The organism is Microbacterium sp. Y547 (genome assembly GCF_057669785.1).
The window spans coordinates 467,499-483,067 of the sequence record NZ_JBYHFN010000002.1 but is presented as its reverse complement, the minus strand read 5'-3'; the positions used below and the strand labels follow the sequence as shown (position 1 = coordinate 483,067).

Below are 15,569 nucleotides of genomic sequence, written 5' to 3'. Positions count from 1 at the left end.
TACCCGTCAACCAAAGTAGGGGCAGTCCCACGCTCGCCTTTACCGCTGAGGAGCATAGCTTCTGCGCGATCTCAGTGGACGGACGTCCCGTCATCGGGTTCCGGTATGAGGACGGCAATTACTTGCTTCAGGCTGACCTCCGTGATGTACGGAACCGGCGAATGATCGCAGTCGCGGACAACGAACTGGTTCACACCACGGAGGCCTACGACGTGGAGCGAATCGGCAGTCGCCTCATCTTGCGGGATCGGGCTAGGTCGGTGTTTGTAGAGCTCGAGTTCCAGACGCCGTCCCTCGTGACGATCCAGCGCGGGCAGTTCTGGAGGAACGGCGTCAAGTTCAAGATCGACGGGGCCGCGCTCCACATCGATGATCTGGACACGATGACGCACTGCCTCTTCAAAGACGTGCCTACGGGCATCTCGGTCGGACTGCCTATACCGGGTGGAAGTTCCGGCATCATGCTCGACCCGCAACTCAGAGTCACTCCTGAGGTGACGGCTGCTGTTTTGAACGTGTTGGCTGAGTTCAACCGTTAGACCGGCCGCCTCTGGCAAAGGCGGCAGTGTCGGCGGTGGCAAGCGCGACGTCCGTCGCGAAGAGGTAGAACGAACGTAGTCTCCGCGTGTGCCCACGCGGCCAGAGCTTACGTGTTCTAGTCCGGCTGGAAGGCGTCTACACGCGCAGGGTTGCGGCGTTCTTGGAGGGGCTGACGGGAATCGAACCCGCATCATTAGTTTGGAAGACTAAGGCTTTACCACTAAGCTACAGCCCCACTATCGGCAGTATCCCGCCGATCATCGCGACGGAAAACCACGACTTCGCCCAGTCTAACGGACCCGAACGCACGTTCCGGACACGTCGGGGAAGGGAGCCGCGCGCGTCGGCTAGACTTCACAGGGCCGTTTCGTGTCCGCATTCGTGCGCGACCCGCCCGGGGCGTAGCTCAGCTTGGTAGAGCGCCCGCTTTGGGAGCGGGAGGTCGCAGGTTCAAATCCTGTCGCCCCGACGTCACGACCCCGCTCGGGGACCCGAGACCCCAGACATTCATCCGCCGCGGCCGAGTCCGGTCCAAACGAGGAGAACGAACAGGCATGGTCAACAGCACCGTCGAGAAGCTCAGCCCCACACGGGTCAAGCTCAACATCACGGTCAGCCCGGACGAGCTCAAGCCGAGCATCGCGCACGCGTACGAGCACATCGCGAAAGACGTCCAGATCCCGGGTTTCCGCAAGGGCAAGGTCCCCGCACCGATCATCGACCAGCGCATCGGACGCGTTGCGGTGCTCGAGCACGCGGTGAGCGACGGGCTCGACCGCTTCTTCCGTGAAGCCGTCGCCGCCAACGAGCTGCGCGTCATCGGACGCCCGAACGCCGAGGTCACCGAGTGGCCCAACGAGAAGGACTTCTCGGGCGACCTTGAGGTCACGATCGAGGTCGACGTGCGCCCCGAGTTCGAGCTTCCCGCCTTCGAGACGCTCACCGTCGAGGTCGACGCCGTCGAGACCGACGAGGCCGCTGTCGACGAAGAGCTCGACCGCCTGCGCGGCCGCTTCGGCACGCTCATCGCCGTGGACCGCCCGGCTGCGACCGGCGACTTCGTCGAGCTGGACCTGGTCGCCACGATCGGCGACACCGAGATCGACCGCGCCGAGGGCGTGTCGTACGAGGTCGGCTCGGGCGAACTGCTCGAGGGCATCGACGAGGCGATCGACTCGCTCACCGCCGGTGAGGACACCACTTTCCGCTCGAAGCTCGTCGGCGGCGACCACGCCGGCGAAGAGGCCGAGGTCTCGGTCACCGTGACCGCGGTCAAGGAGCGCGAGCTGCCCGAGGCGGACGACGACTTCGCGCAGATGGCGAGCGAGTTCGACACGATCGCCGAACTGCGCGAGAGCCTCGCGGCCCGCGTGGGCCAGCAGGCGGTCTTCGCACAGGGTGCCGCTGCTCGCGACAAGTTCATCGAGAAGCTCATCGCCGAGGTGGACATCCCCGTTCCCGCTCAGCTCATCGAGGACGAGGTGCACAATCACCTCGAGGGTGAGGGGCGTCTCGAAGACGACGTCCACCGCGCCGAGGTCGCCGAGGCGAGCGAGAAGCAGTTCAAGACGCAGATGCTCCTGGACAAGCTCGCCGAGCAGTCCGACGTGCAGGTCTCGCAGGAAGAGCTCACGCAGTACCTCATCCAGTCGGCCTCGCAGTACGGCATGGCTCCCCAGGAGTTCGTCAACGCCCTGCAGGAGGGCAACCAGCTGCCGGCGATGGTCGGCGAGGTCGCCCGCAACAAGGCCCTCGCGGTCGCTCTCGGCAAGGTCACCGTCGTCGACACGAACGGCAAGCCGGTCGACCTGACCGGCTTCGTGGCCGTCGAAGACGAGCCGACCGCCGAAGAAGAGGTCGTCGAAGAGGCGCAGGAGATCGCTGACGCCGCTGCCGACGCCGACGAGGTGATCGCGGCCGAAGAGGCCGAGAAGCCCGCCAAGAAGCCCGCAGCGAAGAAGGCGCCCGCCAAGAAGGCGCCGGTCAAGAAGAAGGCCGCTGACAAGGAGTAAGTCGCACACGCGAAGCGAAGGGTGGATGCCGCGGCATCCACCCTTCGTCTTTGCCCAGGGCGAACACGCGCGGGTCGCCGGCGGCGCGCCGGTAGATTCGATGCGACGACCACGGAATCAGGAGTGTCACATGGCCGAACCACTTGTCGCGACGAGCGTCTTCGACAGGCTGCTGAAGGACCGCATCATCTGGCTGGGCTCGGAGGTGCGTGATGAGAACGCCAACGAGATCTGCGCGAAGATCCTGCTCCTCGCCGCTGAGGACTCCGAGAAGGACATCTACCTCTACATCAACTCGCCCGGCGGCTCGATCACGGCCGGCATGGCGATCTACGACACGATGCAGTTCGTGCCGAACGACATCGTGACGGTCGGCATCGGCATGGCCGCCTCGATGGGGCAGCTGCTGCTGACCGCGGGCACGAAGGGCAAGCGCTACATCACCCCGAACGCCCGCGTCCTGCTGCACCAGCCGCACGGCGGTTTCGGTGGAACGGCGAGCGACATCCAGACGCAGGCGCAGCTGATCCTCGACATGAAGAAGCGTCTCGCCGAGATCACGGCGGCCCAGACGGGCAAGACCGTCGAGCAGATCAACGCCGACGGCGACCGCGACCGCTGGTTCCGCGCCGATGAGGCACTCGAATACGGCTTCGTCGACCACATCCGCGAATCCGCCTCCGACGTCATCGGCGGCGGCGGAACCGCCAACTGACCCGGCTGACGGCGAAAGAGAGAAACCGAATGCACACCCCGACTGTCGGCATCCCCCAGGGTCTTCAGATGCCCAACAGCCGCTACGTCCTGCCTCAGTTCGAAGAGCGCACGGCCTACGGCTACAAGCGTCAGGACCCCTACAACAAGCTCTTCGAGGACCGCGTCATCTTCCTCGGCGTTCAGGTCGACGACGCGTCGGCCGACGATGTGATGGCGCAGCTGCTCGTGCTGGAGTCGCAGGACCCCGATCGCGACATCATCATGTACATCAACTCGCCCGGCGGCTCGTTCACGGCCATGACGGCGATCTACGACACGATGCAGTACGTGTCGCCGCAGATCCAGACCGTCGTGCTGGGCCAGGCTGCCTCGGCGGCGGCCGTGCTGCTGGCTGCAGGCGCACCCGGCAAGCGCCTCGCGCTGCCGAACGCGCGCATCCTCATCCACCAGCCGTCAATGGGCGAGGCAGGACACGGCCAGGCGTCTGACATCGAGATCCAGGCCCAGGAGATCATGCGCATGCGCACCTGGCTCGAAGCGACGCTCGCGTACCACTCGAACAAGCCCGTCGAAGAGGTCCACAAGGACATCGACCGCGACAAGATCCTCTCGGCGGAAGAGGCGCTCACGTACGGCCTCGTCGACCAGGTACTCACGACACGCAAGCGCGGGCAGACCGCCATCACGAGCTAGCGGATGCCGCGAAGCCCCGTCGTCCGGACATTTCCGGGCGGCGGGGCTTCGTCGTCCATGTCGGCTTCCACTTGCCGCGTCGCAATCCCGCTCCATGTCGCAGCTTGCGGATAGGCTCGGAGAACGGCTGGACCCGGCCCGACAGAGGAGGAGCCACATGGCACGCATCGGTGAGAGCGCCGACCTGTTCAAGTGCTCTTTCTGCGGAAAGAGCCAGAAGCAGGTGCAGCAGCTCATCGCTGGGCCTGGCGTGTACATCTGCGACGAATGCGTCGAGCTGTGCAACGAGATCATTGAAGAGCGGATGGCCGAGTCCTCGTCGGGCGTCGTGTCCGACTTCGACCTGCCGAAGCCCCGCGAGATCTTCGACTTTCTCGAGGAGTACGTCGTCGGCCAAGAAGACGCCAAGCGGGCGTTGTCGGTCGCCGTGTACAACCACTACAAGCGCGTGCGCGCCCACGGCACGCTGCAGTCCGCAGAGCAGCGGGCCGAAGAGATCGAGATCGCCAAGAGCAACATTCTGCTGCTCGGGCCCACGGGATGCGGCAAGACCTACCTCGCGCAGACCCTCGCGAAGCGCCTCAACGTGCCCTTCGCGGTGGCAGACGCCACGGCGCTGACCGAGGCCGGCTACGTCGGCGAAGACGTCGAGAACATTCTGCTGAAGCTGTTGCAGGCAGCCGACTTCGACACGAAGCGCGCCGAGACCGGCATCATCTACATCGACGAGGTCGACAAGATCGCGCGCAAGGCCGAGAACCCCTCGATCACCCGCGATGTCTCGGGCGAGGGTGTCCAGCAGGCGCTGCTGAAGATCCTCGAGGGCACGGTCGCCTCGGTGCCTCCGCAGGGCGGGCGTAAGCACCCGCACCAGGAGTTCATCCAGATCGACACGACGAACGTGCTGTTCATCGTCGCCGGTGCTTTCGCGGGCCTCGAAGAGATCATCTCGTCGCGTGTCGGCAAGCACGGCGTGGGCTTCGGTGCACCGCTGCACAACAAGGGCGACGACCTCTCGCTGTTCAGCGAGGTCCGGCCCGAGGACCTGCACAAGTTCGGACTCATCCCCGAGTTCATCGGGCGGCTTCCGGTTGTCGCATCCGTCGCACCGCTTGACCGTGCGGCGCTCATTGAGATCCTCACCGGCCCGAAGAACGCGCTCGTCAAGCAGTATCAGCGCATGTTCGAGCTCGACGGTGCGGCGCTCGAGTTCGACGTCGAGGCGCTCGAGGCGATCGCCGAGCTCGCCGTGGCGCGAAAGACCGGTGCGCGCGGGCTGCGGGCGATCCTCGAAGAGGTGCTGGGGCCGATCATGTTCGAGATCCCGTCGTCCGACGACATCGACAAGGTCATCATCACGCGCGCCGCCGTCGAACAGGGTGCGACGCCGACGCTCGTGCTGCGAGAAAAGCGCAAGAGCGCCTGACCCGCGAGGGCCCTCAGTCGGTGAGGCCCCGTCGCGTCAGCAGCGGGCCGATGTGGGCGTCGCGGCCCCGGAAGTCGCGGTACGCCTCGAGAGGGTTCTTCGAACCGCCGACACCGAGCAGCCGTTCGCGGAATCGGTCCCCGTTGGCCCGCGTGAGTCCGCCGTTCTCGCGGAACCACTCGACCGTGTCGGCGTCGAGCACTTCGCTCCAGATGTACGAGTAGTACCCGGCGCTGTACCCGCCCGAGAAGATGTGCGCGAAGTACGTCGATGAGTACCTGGGCGGGATCTCTTCCATGTCGAGCCCGATGTCGCCGAGAGCGGCCTTCTCGAAAGCTGCGACGTCGTCGACCTCGGCCGCCTGCTCGGGCGGGAGCGAGTGCCACGCCTGATCGATCCAGGTCGCCGCGAGGTATTCGCTCGTCGCGAAGCCCTGATTGAACGCGGCCGAACTCGTGAGCTTGTCCACCACGTCGTCGGGGAGCGGCTCTCCGGTGTCGACGTGCCGCGCGTACGAAGCGAGCACGTCGGGCCAGAAGATCCACATCTCGTTGACCTGGCTCGGGAACTCGACGAAGTCCCGGAAGACATTCGTGCCCGCGAAGTGCGGGTAGGTCACCGTCGCGAAGAGGCCGTGGAGCGCGTGGCCGAACTCGTGGAAGAAGGTCGTCACCTCGTCGAGGGTGAGCAGTGTCGGCTCTCCGGGTGCCGGCTGCGAGACATTCAGATTGTTCACCACGATGGGGGCCGTGCCACGCAGACGCGACTGGAGCACGATCGAGTTCATCCACGCCCCGCCGCGCTTGGTGTCCCGCGTGTACAGATCGAGCACGTACAGGCCGAGGGCCGATCCGTCGGAGTCATGCACCTCGAAGACCCGCGCGTCCGGGTTGTAGGCGTGCAGGTCGGCGCGCTCGGTGAAGGTGATGCCGTACAGCTCGGTCGCGGCGCGGAACACGCCGTCGTGCAGCACTCGCTCTGCCTCGAACCAGGGGCGCAGCGCCGCCGTGTCGAGGTCGTAGCGCGCGGAGCGCACCCGCTCGGTGTAGAACGCCCAGTCGTGGGCCGCGAGGGGGAACGGCTCGGGTTCGGCGTCGATGATCTTCTGCAGATCGGCGCGCTCGCGCCGGGCGTTGCGGGCGGCGGGGATCGCGAGGCTGCGCAGCAGCTCGTGCACGGCGGCGGGGGAGCCGGCCGTCTCATCGGAGGTCACGTAGTCGGCGTGCGTCTCGAAGCCGAGCAGGTGTGCGCGCTCGGCGCGCAGGGTGACGATCTCGCGCAGCACGTCGCTGTTGTCGTGCGCGTTGCCGCGGCGTCCGCGCGCCCGTGAGGCGTCCATGATGCGGCGCCGCGACTCGCGGTTGGTGAGTGAGGAGAGATAGGGGTGGCCGGTGAACAGCGGCAGCGTCACGACGTATCCGTCGTCGAGACCTCGATCGCGTGCGGCACGGGCAGCCGCCGACACCTCGCCGTGGGTGATCCCCGCGAGTTCATCCGCCGTGTCGAAGACGACCGCGAGGTCGTTGGTGTCCGCGAGCAGGTTCTTCTCGAACGTCGTCGTCAGCACCGACAGGCGAGTGTTGATCGAGGTGAGACGGGCCTTCGCTTCGTCATCGAGTCCGGCTCCCGCGCGGGCCATCTCGCGGTAGCGCCGCTCGACGAGATAGCGCTGCTCGGGGTCGAGATCGAGCTCATCCAGGCGATCGTGCAGCGTCTTGATCCGCCAGAAGAGCTGCGCGTCGAGCTGGATGGCATCGTGGTGCGCAGCCATCAGCGGCGCGAGCGTCTCTTCGATCTCCTGGATCTCGTCGGTGGCATCCGCCGCGGACACCGTGTAGAACGCGTGGGCGACGTCCGTCAGCAGCGCACCGCTGGACTCGAGCGCGACGATGGTGTTCTCGAACGTCGGCATCGATCGCACGCGCGTGATGGCGGCGACCTCGGCGAGCTGCCGCTCAAAGCCCTCGCGGAAGGCCGGCAGGTAGTGCGCGGGACGGATCTCGGCGTAGTCGGGCAGGCCGTACGGCAACGTCGACGGGGTGAGCAGAGGGTTCGCGGATGCCATGGGCCCAGCCTAAACGCCGCAAAACGGCGCGACCTCCAGCCGAGTTCACCCCGCGGTCAGGGGTAGCGGGGTCAGGAGAACTCGTCGTCGGGGTCGTGGCTGACGACGGGCTCGTCGGCGGCGTCGAGGGTGACGATCGTGCCCGTGTCGAGTTCGGCGATCGGCCGCCCCTCGAGCCACGTCAGGGTCCACCGCGGACGCGGCCCGTCCGTCAGGGCGAGCGCGCCTTCGACTGAGCGGATGCCTCGGGTGAGGGCCGTGGGCACCGAGGTGGGCGGTTCGTCGCCCGACATCCAGCGCGTGCCGAGCTGCATCAGGCCTCCTCGACCGGGGCGAGGACCACGTCGCCGACGGCGAGTTCGTCACCGTCCGCGTAGGCGATGTCGCTGATGCGACCGACGGCCTTGAGGTCACCCTCGGCAAGGCTGATCGCTGCGAGGGATGCGGCGGGCGCCGTGATCGTGAGGCGCTCGACCGCTGTCTTCTGCGATGCCTTGGCCTCGGTCTTGGCGCGGCGGACGCCGATGAGTGCGGCGCTCACGGCCTTCAGCACTGCCGGGTCTCCCTCGATGCCGAGGGGCTCCGGCCAGGGCGCCGTGTGCACCGAGTCATCGTTGAACCACGACCACGACTCTTCGGCGGCGAAAGCCAGGACCGGCGCGAACAGCCGCAGCAGCGTCGACAGCGCGGTCCGCAGAGCGAGAGCCGCCGAGGGCTGCCCGACGTCGGTCTGGTCGTAGGCGCGCTCCTTCACGAGCTCGAGGTAGTCGTCGCAGAACGTCCAGAAGAACGACTCGGTGAGTTCGAGCGCCCGTGCGTGGTCATAGCCTTCGAACGCCTTCGTCGCCTCGCGCACGACGCCGTCCAGCGTCGCGAGCATCGACGCGTCGAGCGCATGTGTGATCTCAGCACCCTCGGGCACGGGGAAGGACAGCACGAATTTCGACGCGTTCAGAACCTTGATCGCCAGGCGACGCCCGATCTTGACCTGCGTGGGGTTCTGCGGGTCAAAGGCGGCGTCGGCGCCGAGCCGGCTCGAGGCCGCCCAGTAGCGCACCGCGTCGGTGCCGTGCTTGTCGAGGATGTCGGCGGGAGTGACGACGTTGCCCTTCGACTTCGACATCTTCTTGCGGTCGGGGTCGACGATGAAGCCCGAGATGGCGGCATCCGTCCACGGCGCCCGGCCGTCTTCGAGGGCGGAGCGCAGCATCGTCGAGAACAGCCACGTGCGGATGATGTCCTGTCCCTGCGGGCGCAGGTCGAACGGCGCCACGAGGTTCCACAGCTCCTCATCGCGCTGCCAGCCACCGGCCAGCTGCGGCGTGAGCGATGATGTGGCCCAGGTGTCGAAGATGTCCTTCTCCGCATCGAATCCGCCCGGCATGCCGCGCTGGTCCTCGGTGTATCCCGGCGGTACGTCGATCGTCGGGTCGATCGGCAGCGTCGCCTGATCCGGTGTCAGCACGCGGTCGTAGTCCCGCTCGCCGTTCTCGTCGAGGGCGTACCAGACGGGGATCGGCACGCCGAAGAAGCGCTGGCGCGACACGAGCCAGTCGCCCGTGAGGCCTCCGACCCAGTTCTCGTAGCGCACGCGCATGAAATCGGGGTGCCACGCCATGTCCTTGCCGAGGGCGATGAGCTTCTCACGCAGCGACTCGTCGCGGGCGCCGTTTCGCAGGTACCACTGGCGGGTCGAAACGATCTCGAGCGGGCGGTCGCCCTTCTCGAAGAACTTCACGGCGTGCGTGAACGGCTTGGGATCGCCGTCGAGTTCGCCCGACGCGCGCAGCAGGTCGACGATCGCCTTCTTGGCGCTGAACACGGTCTTGCCCGAGATCTCGGCGTAGGCCGCCTTCGCGGCATCCGTCACGATGACATCAGGGGCTTCGGCGAGGATACGGCCGTCCTTGCCGAGGATCGTGCGGTTGGGCAGGTCGAGTTCGCGCCACCAGATGATGTCGGTGACATCGCCGAAGGTGCAGATCATGGCGATGCCCGACCCCTTGTCCTTCTGCGCGAGGGGGTGCGCGAGCACGGGCACCTCGACGTCGAAGAGCGGCGTGCGAACGGTCGAGCCGAAGAGCGGCTGGTACCGCTCGTCGTCGGGGTGCGCGACGAGCGCGACGCAGGCCGCGAGCAGTTCGGGACGTGTCGTCTCGATGTGCACGTCGCCCGAGCCGTCGCTCTTGTGGAAAGCGACGCGGTGGTACGCCGCGGGCTGGTCGCGGTCTTCGAGTTCGGCCTGCGCGATCGCGGAGCGGAAGTCGATGTCCCACAGCGTCGGCGCGAGCGCCTGGTAGGCCTCGCCGCGTTCGAGGTTGCGAAGGAACGCGAGCTGGCTCGTGCGGATCGTGTCGTCCGAGATCGTGCGGTAGGTCTGGGTCCAATCGACGCTCAGCCCGAGCTGGCGGAAGAGTGCTTCGAACTGCTTCTCGTCTTCGAGCGTCAGGCTCTCGCACAGCTCGATGAAGTTGCGGCGGCTGATCGGAATCTGGTCTGCGGCCTTGGTGCTCTTGTTGTCGCCGCCCTGGAACGGGGGCGTGAAGTCGTTGTCGTAGGGCAGCGACGGGTCGCAGCGCACGCCATAGTAGTTCTGAACGCGACGCTCGGTGGGAAGACCGTTGTCATCCCATCCCATCGGGTAGAACACCGTCTTGCCCCGCATGCGCTCGAAGCGCACCTTGACGTCGGTGTGGGTGTAGCTGAACACGTGCCCGATGTGCAGCGACCCGGATGCCGTCGGCGGGGGAGTGTCGACGGAGTAAACGCCCTCGCGCCCGACCTCTGCCGCGCGAGCGCGGTCGAACAGGTAGGTGCCCTGCTTCTGCCACGCGGCATCCCATGCGGTTTCGAGACCTTCGAGAACGGGCTTGTCGGGAATCGTGGACATATGAGGTCTCCTCGCCGTATGTGCGGCACCGTGTGAGCGTGCCTGAGTATGGGATGCCCGACGATTCTATCGAGCCCACGGACGACGCCGAACGACGCAAAGTGAACTCAGTCCAAAAAGTGCGTTAGCGTAATCTCGTCCCCGTCACGTCACAGAGGTTCCCGCATGCTCTCCCACCGCTCTCTCACTCCGCGTCTGCTGCGTGCGGCCGCCCTCACCGCAGCCGCCGCGCTCGTCCTGAGTGCGTGCGCGCCGACGGGTGACGATGCGGAAGGGACCGGCGGCGAACTGGTCTGGGCCATCGAGGGCGCGAACCTCTCTGCCGGTCACATGGATCCGCAGACGAGTCAGCTCGACGTGTCGGCCATGGTGCAGCGTGCCGTGCTCGACTCGCTCGTCTTCCAGGCCCCCGACGGCACGTTCTCGCCGTGGCTCGCCGAGGACTGGCAGATCTCCGAGGACGGACTCGAGTACACCTTCGAGCTGCGCGACGATGTCGTCTTCCACGACGGCGAGCCCTTCGACGCAGCGGCAGTGAAGGCCAACTTCGACCGCATCGTCGATCCCGAGACGAGCTCGGCGCAGGCGGCGGCGATGCTGGGCGCGGACTTCTACGCCGGCACCGAGGTCATCGACGACCACACCGTGCGCGTGTCCTTCACGCAGCCGTACGCCCCGTTCCTGCAAGCGGCCAGCACCGCGCAGCTCGGGTTCTATTCGCCCGCCGTGCTCGCCGCGGACGCCGACCTGCTCGCGGCCGGCGGGCCCGACGTCACGATCGGCACCGGGCCGTTCACACTGACCGACTACACGCCCGACCAGGAGATCGTCTACACGCGCAACGCCGATTACGCGTGGGGACCCCAGGGGCAGGGCGCACCCGAGATCGAGACGCTGCGCGTGTCGATCCTGCCTGAGCCCGCTGTGCGCGCCGGAGTGATCACGAGCGGTGAGGCCGACATCGCGGGCCAGCTTCCGCCGAGCACGATCGGCGACCTGCCCGAGGACATCACGGTCGAGTCGATCGAGCTGCCGGGTCTGCCGTACTCGCTGTACCTCAATGAGCAGTACGGCGTGTTCGCCGACGAGCGCGTCCGCCAGGCGTTCGCCCTCGGCATCGACATCGAACCCACGGTCGAGCAGGTCTTCTTCGGTCAGTACCCCCGCGCGTGGAGCATCCTCGCCTCGCCGACCCCGGGCTACGAGCCGTCCCTCGAGGGCACCTGGGACTTCGACCCCTCCGCGGCGAACACGCTGCTCGACGCCGCAGGATGGACCGAGCGCGACGCGGAGGGCTTCCGGACGAAGGACGGCGCGCGCCTCTCGGCCCGCTGGATCGCCTGGACGCCCGTGCCCGATGACCGCACGGCGCTGGCCAATGCGATCCAGTCCGATCTGCGCGAGATCGGCTTCGAGCTCGTGCGGGAGGTGCTCGAGCCGGGGGCATACAACGAGCAGTACGGCGGCAAGACGTTCGACCTGACCGACTGGGGCTTCTCGGGGGTCGACCCCGATCTGCTGCGCAGCCACCTGCACACCGAGGGGTTCCAGAACGCCTCGCAGGTGTCCGACCCTGAGATCGACGCGCTGTTGGACCGCGGCGTCGCGACGAGCGACATCGACGAGCGCAGCGACATCTACCGCGAGCTGCAGCGCTGGAACGCCGACTACACCGCGATCGTGCCGCTGTACGTTCCGTCGTCCATCACGGCCGTCTCCCCGGGCCTGAGCGGACTCTCGTACGACCTCTACGGCCGGCCCCTGTTCTACGACGCCACGGTGGAATGACCCCGGCGGGGCGCGTCCTCGCGCGGATCGCCGGCCACCTCGCCGGACTCGTCGTGGTCCTCTGGGGGGCGGCGACCCTCGCGTTCGTCGCGATGCGACTGATTCCCGGTGACCCCGTCGAGGTGATGCTGGGCCCGCAGGCCCAGGTCTCGGACTCGGTCAAGGCCGGCATCCGCCAGGATCTGGGGCTCGACCGCCCGCTGCTGCAGCAGTACATGGACTACATGGCGCGTCTCGCGCGCGGCGACCTCGGCGAGTCCTATCAACTGCGGATGCCGGTGGCAGACGTCATCGGCAGGCAGCTGCTGCCGACACTCCAGCTCACCGGTCTCGCGCTCGTCATCGCGGTCGTGCTCGCGCTGGTCGTCGCCGTCACGGTGCGGCGACGCGCCGCGCGGATCGTCGTGGCCGGGGTCGAACTGGTCATCCTCTCGTCACCGGTGTTCTGGATCGGGCTCATCCTGCTCACGGTGTTCGCCTTCACTCTGGGCTGGTTCCCCGTGACGGGGTCGCGCAACGCGGCATCCCTCGTTCTGCCGGCCGTCACATTGGCCCTGCCGACAGCTGCCCTGCTCGGGCAGGTGCTGCGCGACGGCATCGAGGCGGCCGAGCGACAGCCGTTCGCCATCACCGTGCGCGCGCGCGGCGCGAGCCCGAGCAGGATGACGCTGCGCCACACACTGAGACACGGCGCCACGGGCGCCCTCACGCTCGCCGCCTATCTCGTGGGCACACTGCTCGGGGGGGCGGTGCTCGTCGAGACGGTGTTCGGCCGCCCGGGCCTCGGCCGGGTGACGCTGGTCGCGATCACCGACCGTGATCTGCCGGTCATCGGCGGCATCATCCTGCTGAGCGCCCTCGTGTTCGTCGTGATCAACATCGTCGTCGAGCTCACCTCCGCGGTCATCGACCCGCGGCTGCGTCGACCGAAAGCGGCCGATCACGCGAGAGTGGGCGTGCCGTGAGCCGCCGTCAGATCGCGGCGCTGACCGCCGCCGGGGCTGTTCTCTCGGTCTTCCTCGCGATGGCCGTCGCGCCGTCGCTGTTCACGCCGCTCGATCCGCTGCAGACCGACGTGCGGGCAGCGCTGTTGCCGCCGAGCGCCGAGCACCTGTTCGGCACGGACCAGACCGGGCGGGATGTCTTCGCGCGTGTCGTCTACGGAGCGCGCTCGTCGCTGTCGATCGGCCTGATCGCCGTCGGGATCGCGCTCGTCGTCGGCCTCATTGTGGGCACAGCGATCGGCGCGGCACCGCGCGTCGTCGATGCCGTGGCCGTGCGCGCCCTCGATGTCGTCCTGGCCTTCCCGGAGTTCCTCATCGCGCTCGTCGTCGTCGCGATCCTGGGGCCGGGCCCCACCAACGTCGCGATCGGCGTCACGATCGCGGTGATCCCGGTCTACATCCGGCTCGCGCGGGTGCAGACACGGACGCTCCTTGCCGCCGATCACGTCGAGGCGGCGGCGCTGCTCGGCGTCGCCCGGCCGGTCGCCCTGCTGCGGCATGTCGTACCCGGTGTGCTCGGTGCCCTCAGCGTCATCGCGACGATCGGATTCGGCACGAGTATCCTCGCCGCCGCGGGACTGAGCTTCCTCGGCCTCGGAGCCGTCGAACCCGTACCGGAATGGGGTCTCATGCTCTCGGGCGGGCGCAACGTCCTCGCGCAGGCGTGGTGGATCGCCGTCTTCCCGGGACTCGCGATCACCCTCACGGTCATCTCGGCGACGGTCGTCGGTCGCACGCTGCGCGCCGCCGCGGAAGGACGCACGACATGAGCGCCCTCGACGTCGCGAACCTGCGCATCTCGTTCGACGGGCGCACCGTCGTCGACGGCGTCGACCTCGCCGTCGAACCGGGGGAGTGCGTCGCCGTCGTCGGCGAGTCCGGCGCCGGCAAGTCGCTCACGGCGCTGGCTCTGCTCGGGCTGACACCGCCCGGGGCGCACGTGCGCTCCGATCGGCTCGAGATCGACGGCGCCGACCTGCGCGATGCGGGGGAGCGCGCGTGGCGCACCGTGCGCGGGGACCGGGTCGGTGTCGTCTCACAGGATGCCCTCGTCTCGCTCGACCCGCTCGCCCGCATCGGCAGCGAAGTAGCCGAGCCGCTCGAGATCCACACGCGTCTGGACCGACGTGAACGGGCGCGGCGCGTGCAGGACCTGCTTCACCGGGTCGGGATGCCGCATCCTGAGCGCCGCGTGCGCCAGCACCCGCATGAGCTGTCAGGCGGCCTGCGGCAGCGTGCGCTCATCGCGTCGGCTCTCGCCGCCGGGCCGCGCGTGCTCATCGCCGATGAGCCGACCACGGCGCTGGATGCGACCGTGCAGGTGCGCGTTCTGAGTCTGCTGCGATCGCTCGTCGACGACGACGGCGTGGGTCTGCTCCTGGTCAGCCACGATCTCACCGCCGTCGCGCGCATCGCGGACCGGGTCATCGTCATGCGGGACGGGCGCGTCGTCGAGTCGGGCCCCGTCGCGCAGGTGCTGGGCGCCCCCCAGCACCCGTACACGCGCGAACTCGTCGTCGGCGCGCTGATTCCCCCCGCCGCGTCGCCCGTCGGCGGCGACATCGTGCTCGCCGCCGACGGGCTGTACAAGAGCTTCCGCGGTGTGACTGCCGTCCAGGACGTGTCGTTCACGGTTCGGGCGGGCCGCAGCCTCGGGATCGTGGGCGAGTCGGGTGCAGGAAAGACGACCGTCGCACGGCTGCTTCTCGGTGTGGAGACTCCCGACCGCGGCACGGTGCGCCTCGAGGACACACTGTGGAACCCCGCCCGCGAGAGGGATCGTCGCGCTCGCCGGGCCCGGATCCAGCTCGTGCACCAGGATCCCCGCGCTGCGTTCGATCCGCGCTGGACGATCGGCAGGTCGCTGCGCGAAGCCCTGACGGCGGGTGGCGTCCCCGCGTCGCAGCAGGCGGGGCGCACCGACGACCTGATGAAGCTCGTCGAGCTCGACGCCGCCCTGGCGCAGCGCCGTCCGGGTCAGCTCTCGGGTGGCCAGCGCCAGCGGGCCGCGATCGCCCGCGCCCTCGCGACGCAGCCCGATGTGCTCGTGCTCGACGAGCCGGTGTCGGCCCTCGACGTCTCGGTGCAGCGGCGCATCCTCGAGCTGCTGGCGCAGCTGCGGCGCGAGATGGGACTCACGATGGTGCTCATCTCGCACGACCTGTCGGTCGTCCGCGGGCTCGCCGACGACGTGCTCGTCATGAAGGAGGGCCTCGTCGTCGAACGCGGCGCGACCGCCGATGTCCTGAGCAGCCCGCAGCATCCGTTCACCTCCGAACTCGTCGCCGCCTCGGCGCGGTCGGATAGAATCGCCTGAGCAGCACCGATCCGGCCATCACCGGGGAGCTCTCGGAAGAACGGCGCAAGCCCAGTAGAACCGAGCGGGTCAGGCCCGTGACAGCCGCAGTGAAAGTGGCCGGCAACGGCAACGCGG

The 15,569-nt window shown here is 67.9% G+C and carries 12 protein-coding genes and 2 tRNA genes; 10 read left to right on the top strand and 4 right to left on the bottom strand.

Annotated features, from left to right (window positions below; genetic code table 11):
• On the top strand, positions 1 to 539 hold a 539-nt coding region (locus tag AC25Y0_RS05350; protein ID WP_488134341.1), incomplete at its 5' end, for a hypothetical protein.
• 162 nt (positions 540 to 701) lie between these two features.
• On the opposite strand, the gene AC25Y0_RS05345 is transcribed toward AC25Y0_RS05350, so the two are convergent.
• Positions 702 to 775 (bottom strand) — tRNA-Gly (locus AC25Y0_RS05345).
• Positions 776 to 935: 160 nt separating this feature from the next.
• On the opposite strand from AC25Y0_RS05345, the gene AC25Y0_RS05340 reads away from it, so the two are divergent.
• The 5 genes from AC25Y0_RS05340 to clpX all read left to right on the top strand — a co-directional run bounded on the left by AC25Y0_RS05340 (position 936) and on the right by clpX (position 5,388).
• Positions 936 to 1,009, top strand: a tRNA-Pro gene (locus AC25Y0_RS05340).
• 85 nt (positions 1,010 to 1,094) lie between these two features.
• Entirely contained in the window at positions 1,095 to 2,552 is a 1,458-nt protein-coding gene (gene tig, locus AC25Y0_RS05335) for a trigger factor (protein ID WP_488134340.1), read from the top strand.
• 130 nt (positions 2,553 to 2,682) lie between these two features.
• Positions 2,683 to 3,267 carry an ATP-dependent Clp protease proteolytic subunit gene (locus AC25Y0_RS05330; protein WP_488123281.1) on the top strand — a complete coding sequence of 195 codons (585 nt, stop codon included), beginning with the start codon at positions 2,683 to 2,685 and terminating at the stop codon, positions 3,265 to 3,267.
• A 29-nt stretch (positions 3,268 to 3,296) separates the two neighbouring features.
• The gene (locus tag AC25Y0_RS05325) at positions 3,297 to 3,962 is read left to right on the top strand and encodes an ATP-dependent Clp protease proteolytic subunit (protein WP_488123280.1); all 666 of its coding nucleotides are present in this window, start codon (positions 3,297 to 3,299) and stop codon (positions 3,960 to 3,962) included.
• A 157-nt stretch (positions 3,963 to 4,119) separates the two neighbouring features.
• Complete coding sequence (gene clpX / locus AC25Y0_RS05320; protein WP_488123279.1) at positions 4,120 to 5,388, top strand: ATP-dependent Clp protease ATP-binding subunit ClpX; 1,269 nt, start codon at positions 4,120 to 4,122, stop codon at positions 5,386 to 5,388.
• A 13-nt stretch (positions 5,389 to 5,401) separates the two neighbouring features.
• Here the strand turns inward: clpX and AC25Y0_RS05315 are convergent, their stop codons facing one another.
• From AC25Y0_RS05315 to valS, 3 genes are all read right to left on the bottom strand, one after another.
• The gene (locus tag AC25Y0_RS05315) at positions 5,402 to 7,453 is read right to left on the bottom strand and encodes a M3 family metallopeptidase (RefSeq protein ID WP_488134339.1); all 2,052 of its coding nucleotides are present in this window, start codon (positions 7,451 to 7,453) and stop codon (positions 5,402 to 5,404) included.
• 71 nt (positions 7,454 to 7,524) lie between these two features.
• The gene (locus AC25Y0_RS05310) at positions 7,525 to 7,767 is read right to left on the bottom strand and encodes a hypothetical protein (RefSeq protein ID WP_488134338.1); all 243 of its coding nucleotides are present in this window, start codon (positions 7,765 to 7,767) and stop codon (positions 7,525 to 7,527) included.
• The gene (gene valS / locus AC25Y0_RS05305; RefSeq protein WP_488134337.1) at positions 7,767 to 10,343 is read right to left on the bottom strand and encodes a valine--tRNA ligase; all 2,577 of its coding nucleotides are present in this window, start codon (positions 10,341 to 10,343) and stop codon (positions 7,767 to 7,769) included. Before valS ends, AC25Y0_RS05310 begins: the two co-directional genes overlap by 1 nt.
• Positions 10,344 to 10,508: 165 nt before the next feature.
• Between valS and AC25Y0_RS05300 the strand changes: the two genes are divergently transcribed.
• From AC25Y0_RS05300 to AC25Y0_RS05285, 4 genes are read left to right on the top strand one after another with little or no spacing between them, the layout of a single operon-like run.
• On the top strand, positions 10,509 to 12,131 hold the full coding sequence (locus AC25Y0_RS05300; protein ID WP_488123275.1) for an ABC transporter substrate-binding protein: 1,623 nt from the start codon (positions 10,509 to 10,511) through the stop codon (positions 12,129 to 12,131).
• Positions 12,128 to 13,096, top strand: a complete 969-nt coding sequence (locus tag AC25Y0_RS05295; RefSeq protein ID WP_488123274.1) for an ABC transporter permease — start codon at positions 12,128 to 12,130, stop codon at positions 13,094 to 13,096. Before AC25Y0_RS05300 ends, AC25Y0_RS05295 begins: the two co-directional genes overlap by 4 nt.
• Positions 13,093 to 13,905 carry an ABC transporter permease gene (locus tag AC25Y0_RS05290; RefSeq protein WP_488134336.1) on the top strand — a complete coding sequence of 271 codons (813 nt, stop codon included), beginning with the start codon at positions 13,093 to 13,095 and terminating at the stop codon, positions 13,903 to 13,905. The genes AC25Y0_RS05295 and AC25Y0_RS05290 overlap by 4 nt, the downstream gene beginning before the upstream one ends.
• Complete coding sequence (locus tag AC25Y0_RS05285; protein ID WP_488123272.1) at positions 13,902 to 15,452, top strand: dipeptide ABC transporter ATP-binding protein; 1,551 nt, start codon at positions 13,902 to 13,904, stop codon at positions 15,450 to 15,452. Before AC25Y0_RS05290 ends, AC25Y0_RS05285 begins: the two co-directional genes overlap by 4 nt.
• Positions 15,453 to 15,569: the final 117 nt, after the last annotated feature.

Coding starts and splice junctions, on each gene's coding strand:
- AC25Y0_RS05315 (WP_488134339.1), bottom strand. CDS start 7,453: ATGGCATCCGCGAACCCTCTGCTCACCCCGTCGACGTTGCCGTACGGC.
- AC25Y0_RS05330 (WP_488123281.1), top strand. CDS start 2,683: ATGGCCGAACCACTTGTCGCGACGAGCGTCTTCGACAGGCTGCTGAAG.
- AC25Y0_RS05285 (WP_488123272.1), top strand. CDS start 13,902: ATGAGCGCCCTCGACGTCGCGAACCTGCGCATCTCGTTCGACGGGCGC.
- valS (WP_488134337.1), bottom strand. CDS start 10,343: ATGTCCACGATTCCCGACAAGCCCGTTCTCGAAGGTCTCGAAACCGCA.
- AC25Y0_RS05300 (WP_488123275.1), top strand. CDS start 10,509: ATGCTCTCCCACCGCTCTCTCACTCCGCGTCTGCTGCGTGCGGCCGCC.
- clpX (WP_488123279.1), top strand. CDS start 4,120: ATGGCACGCATCGGTGAGAGCGCCGACCTGTTCAAGTGCTCTTTCTGC.
- AC25Y0_RS05295 (WP_488123274.1), top strand. CDS start 12,128: ATGACCCCGGCGGGGCGCGTCCTCGCGCGGATCGCCGGCCACCTCGCC.
- tig (WP_488134340.1), top strand. CDS start 1,095: ATGGTCAACAGCACCGTCGAGAAGCTCAGCCCCACACGGGTCAAGCTC.
- AC25Y0_RS05310 (WP_488134338.1), bottom strand. CDS start 7,767: ATGCAGCTCGGCACGCGCTGGATGTCGGGCGACGAACCGCCCACCTCG.
- AC25Y0_RS05325 (WP_488123280.1), top strand. CDS start 3,297: ATGCACACCCCGACTGTCGGCATCCCCCAGGGTCTTCAGATGCCCAAC.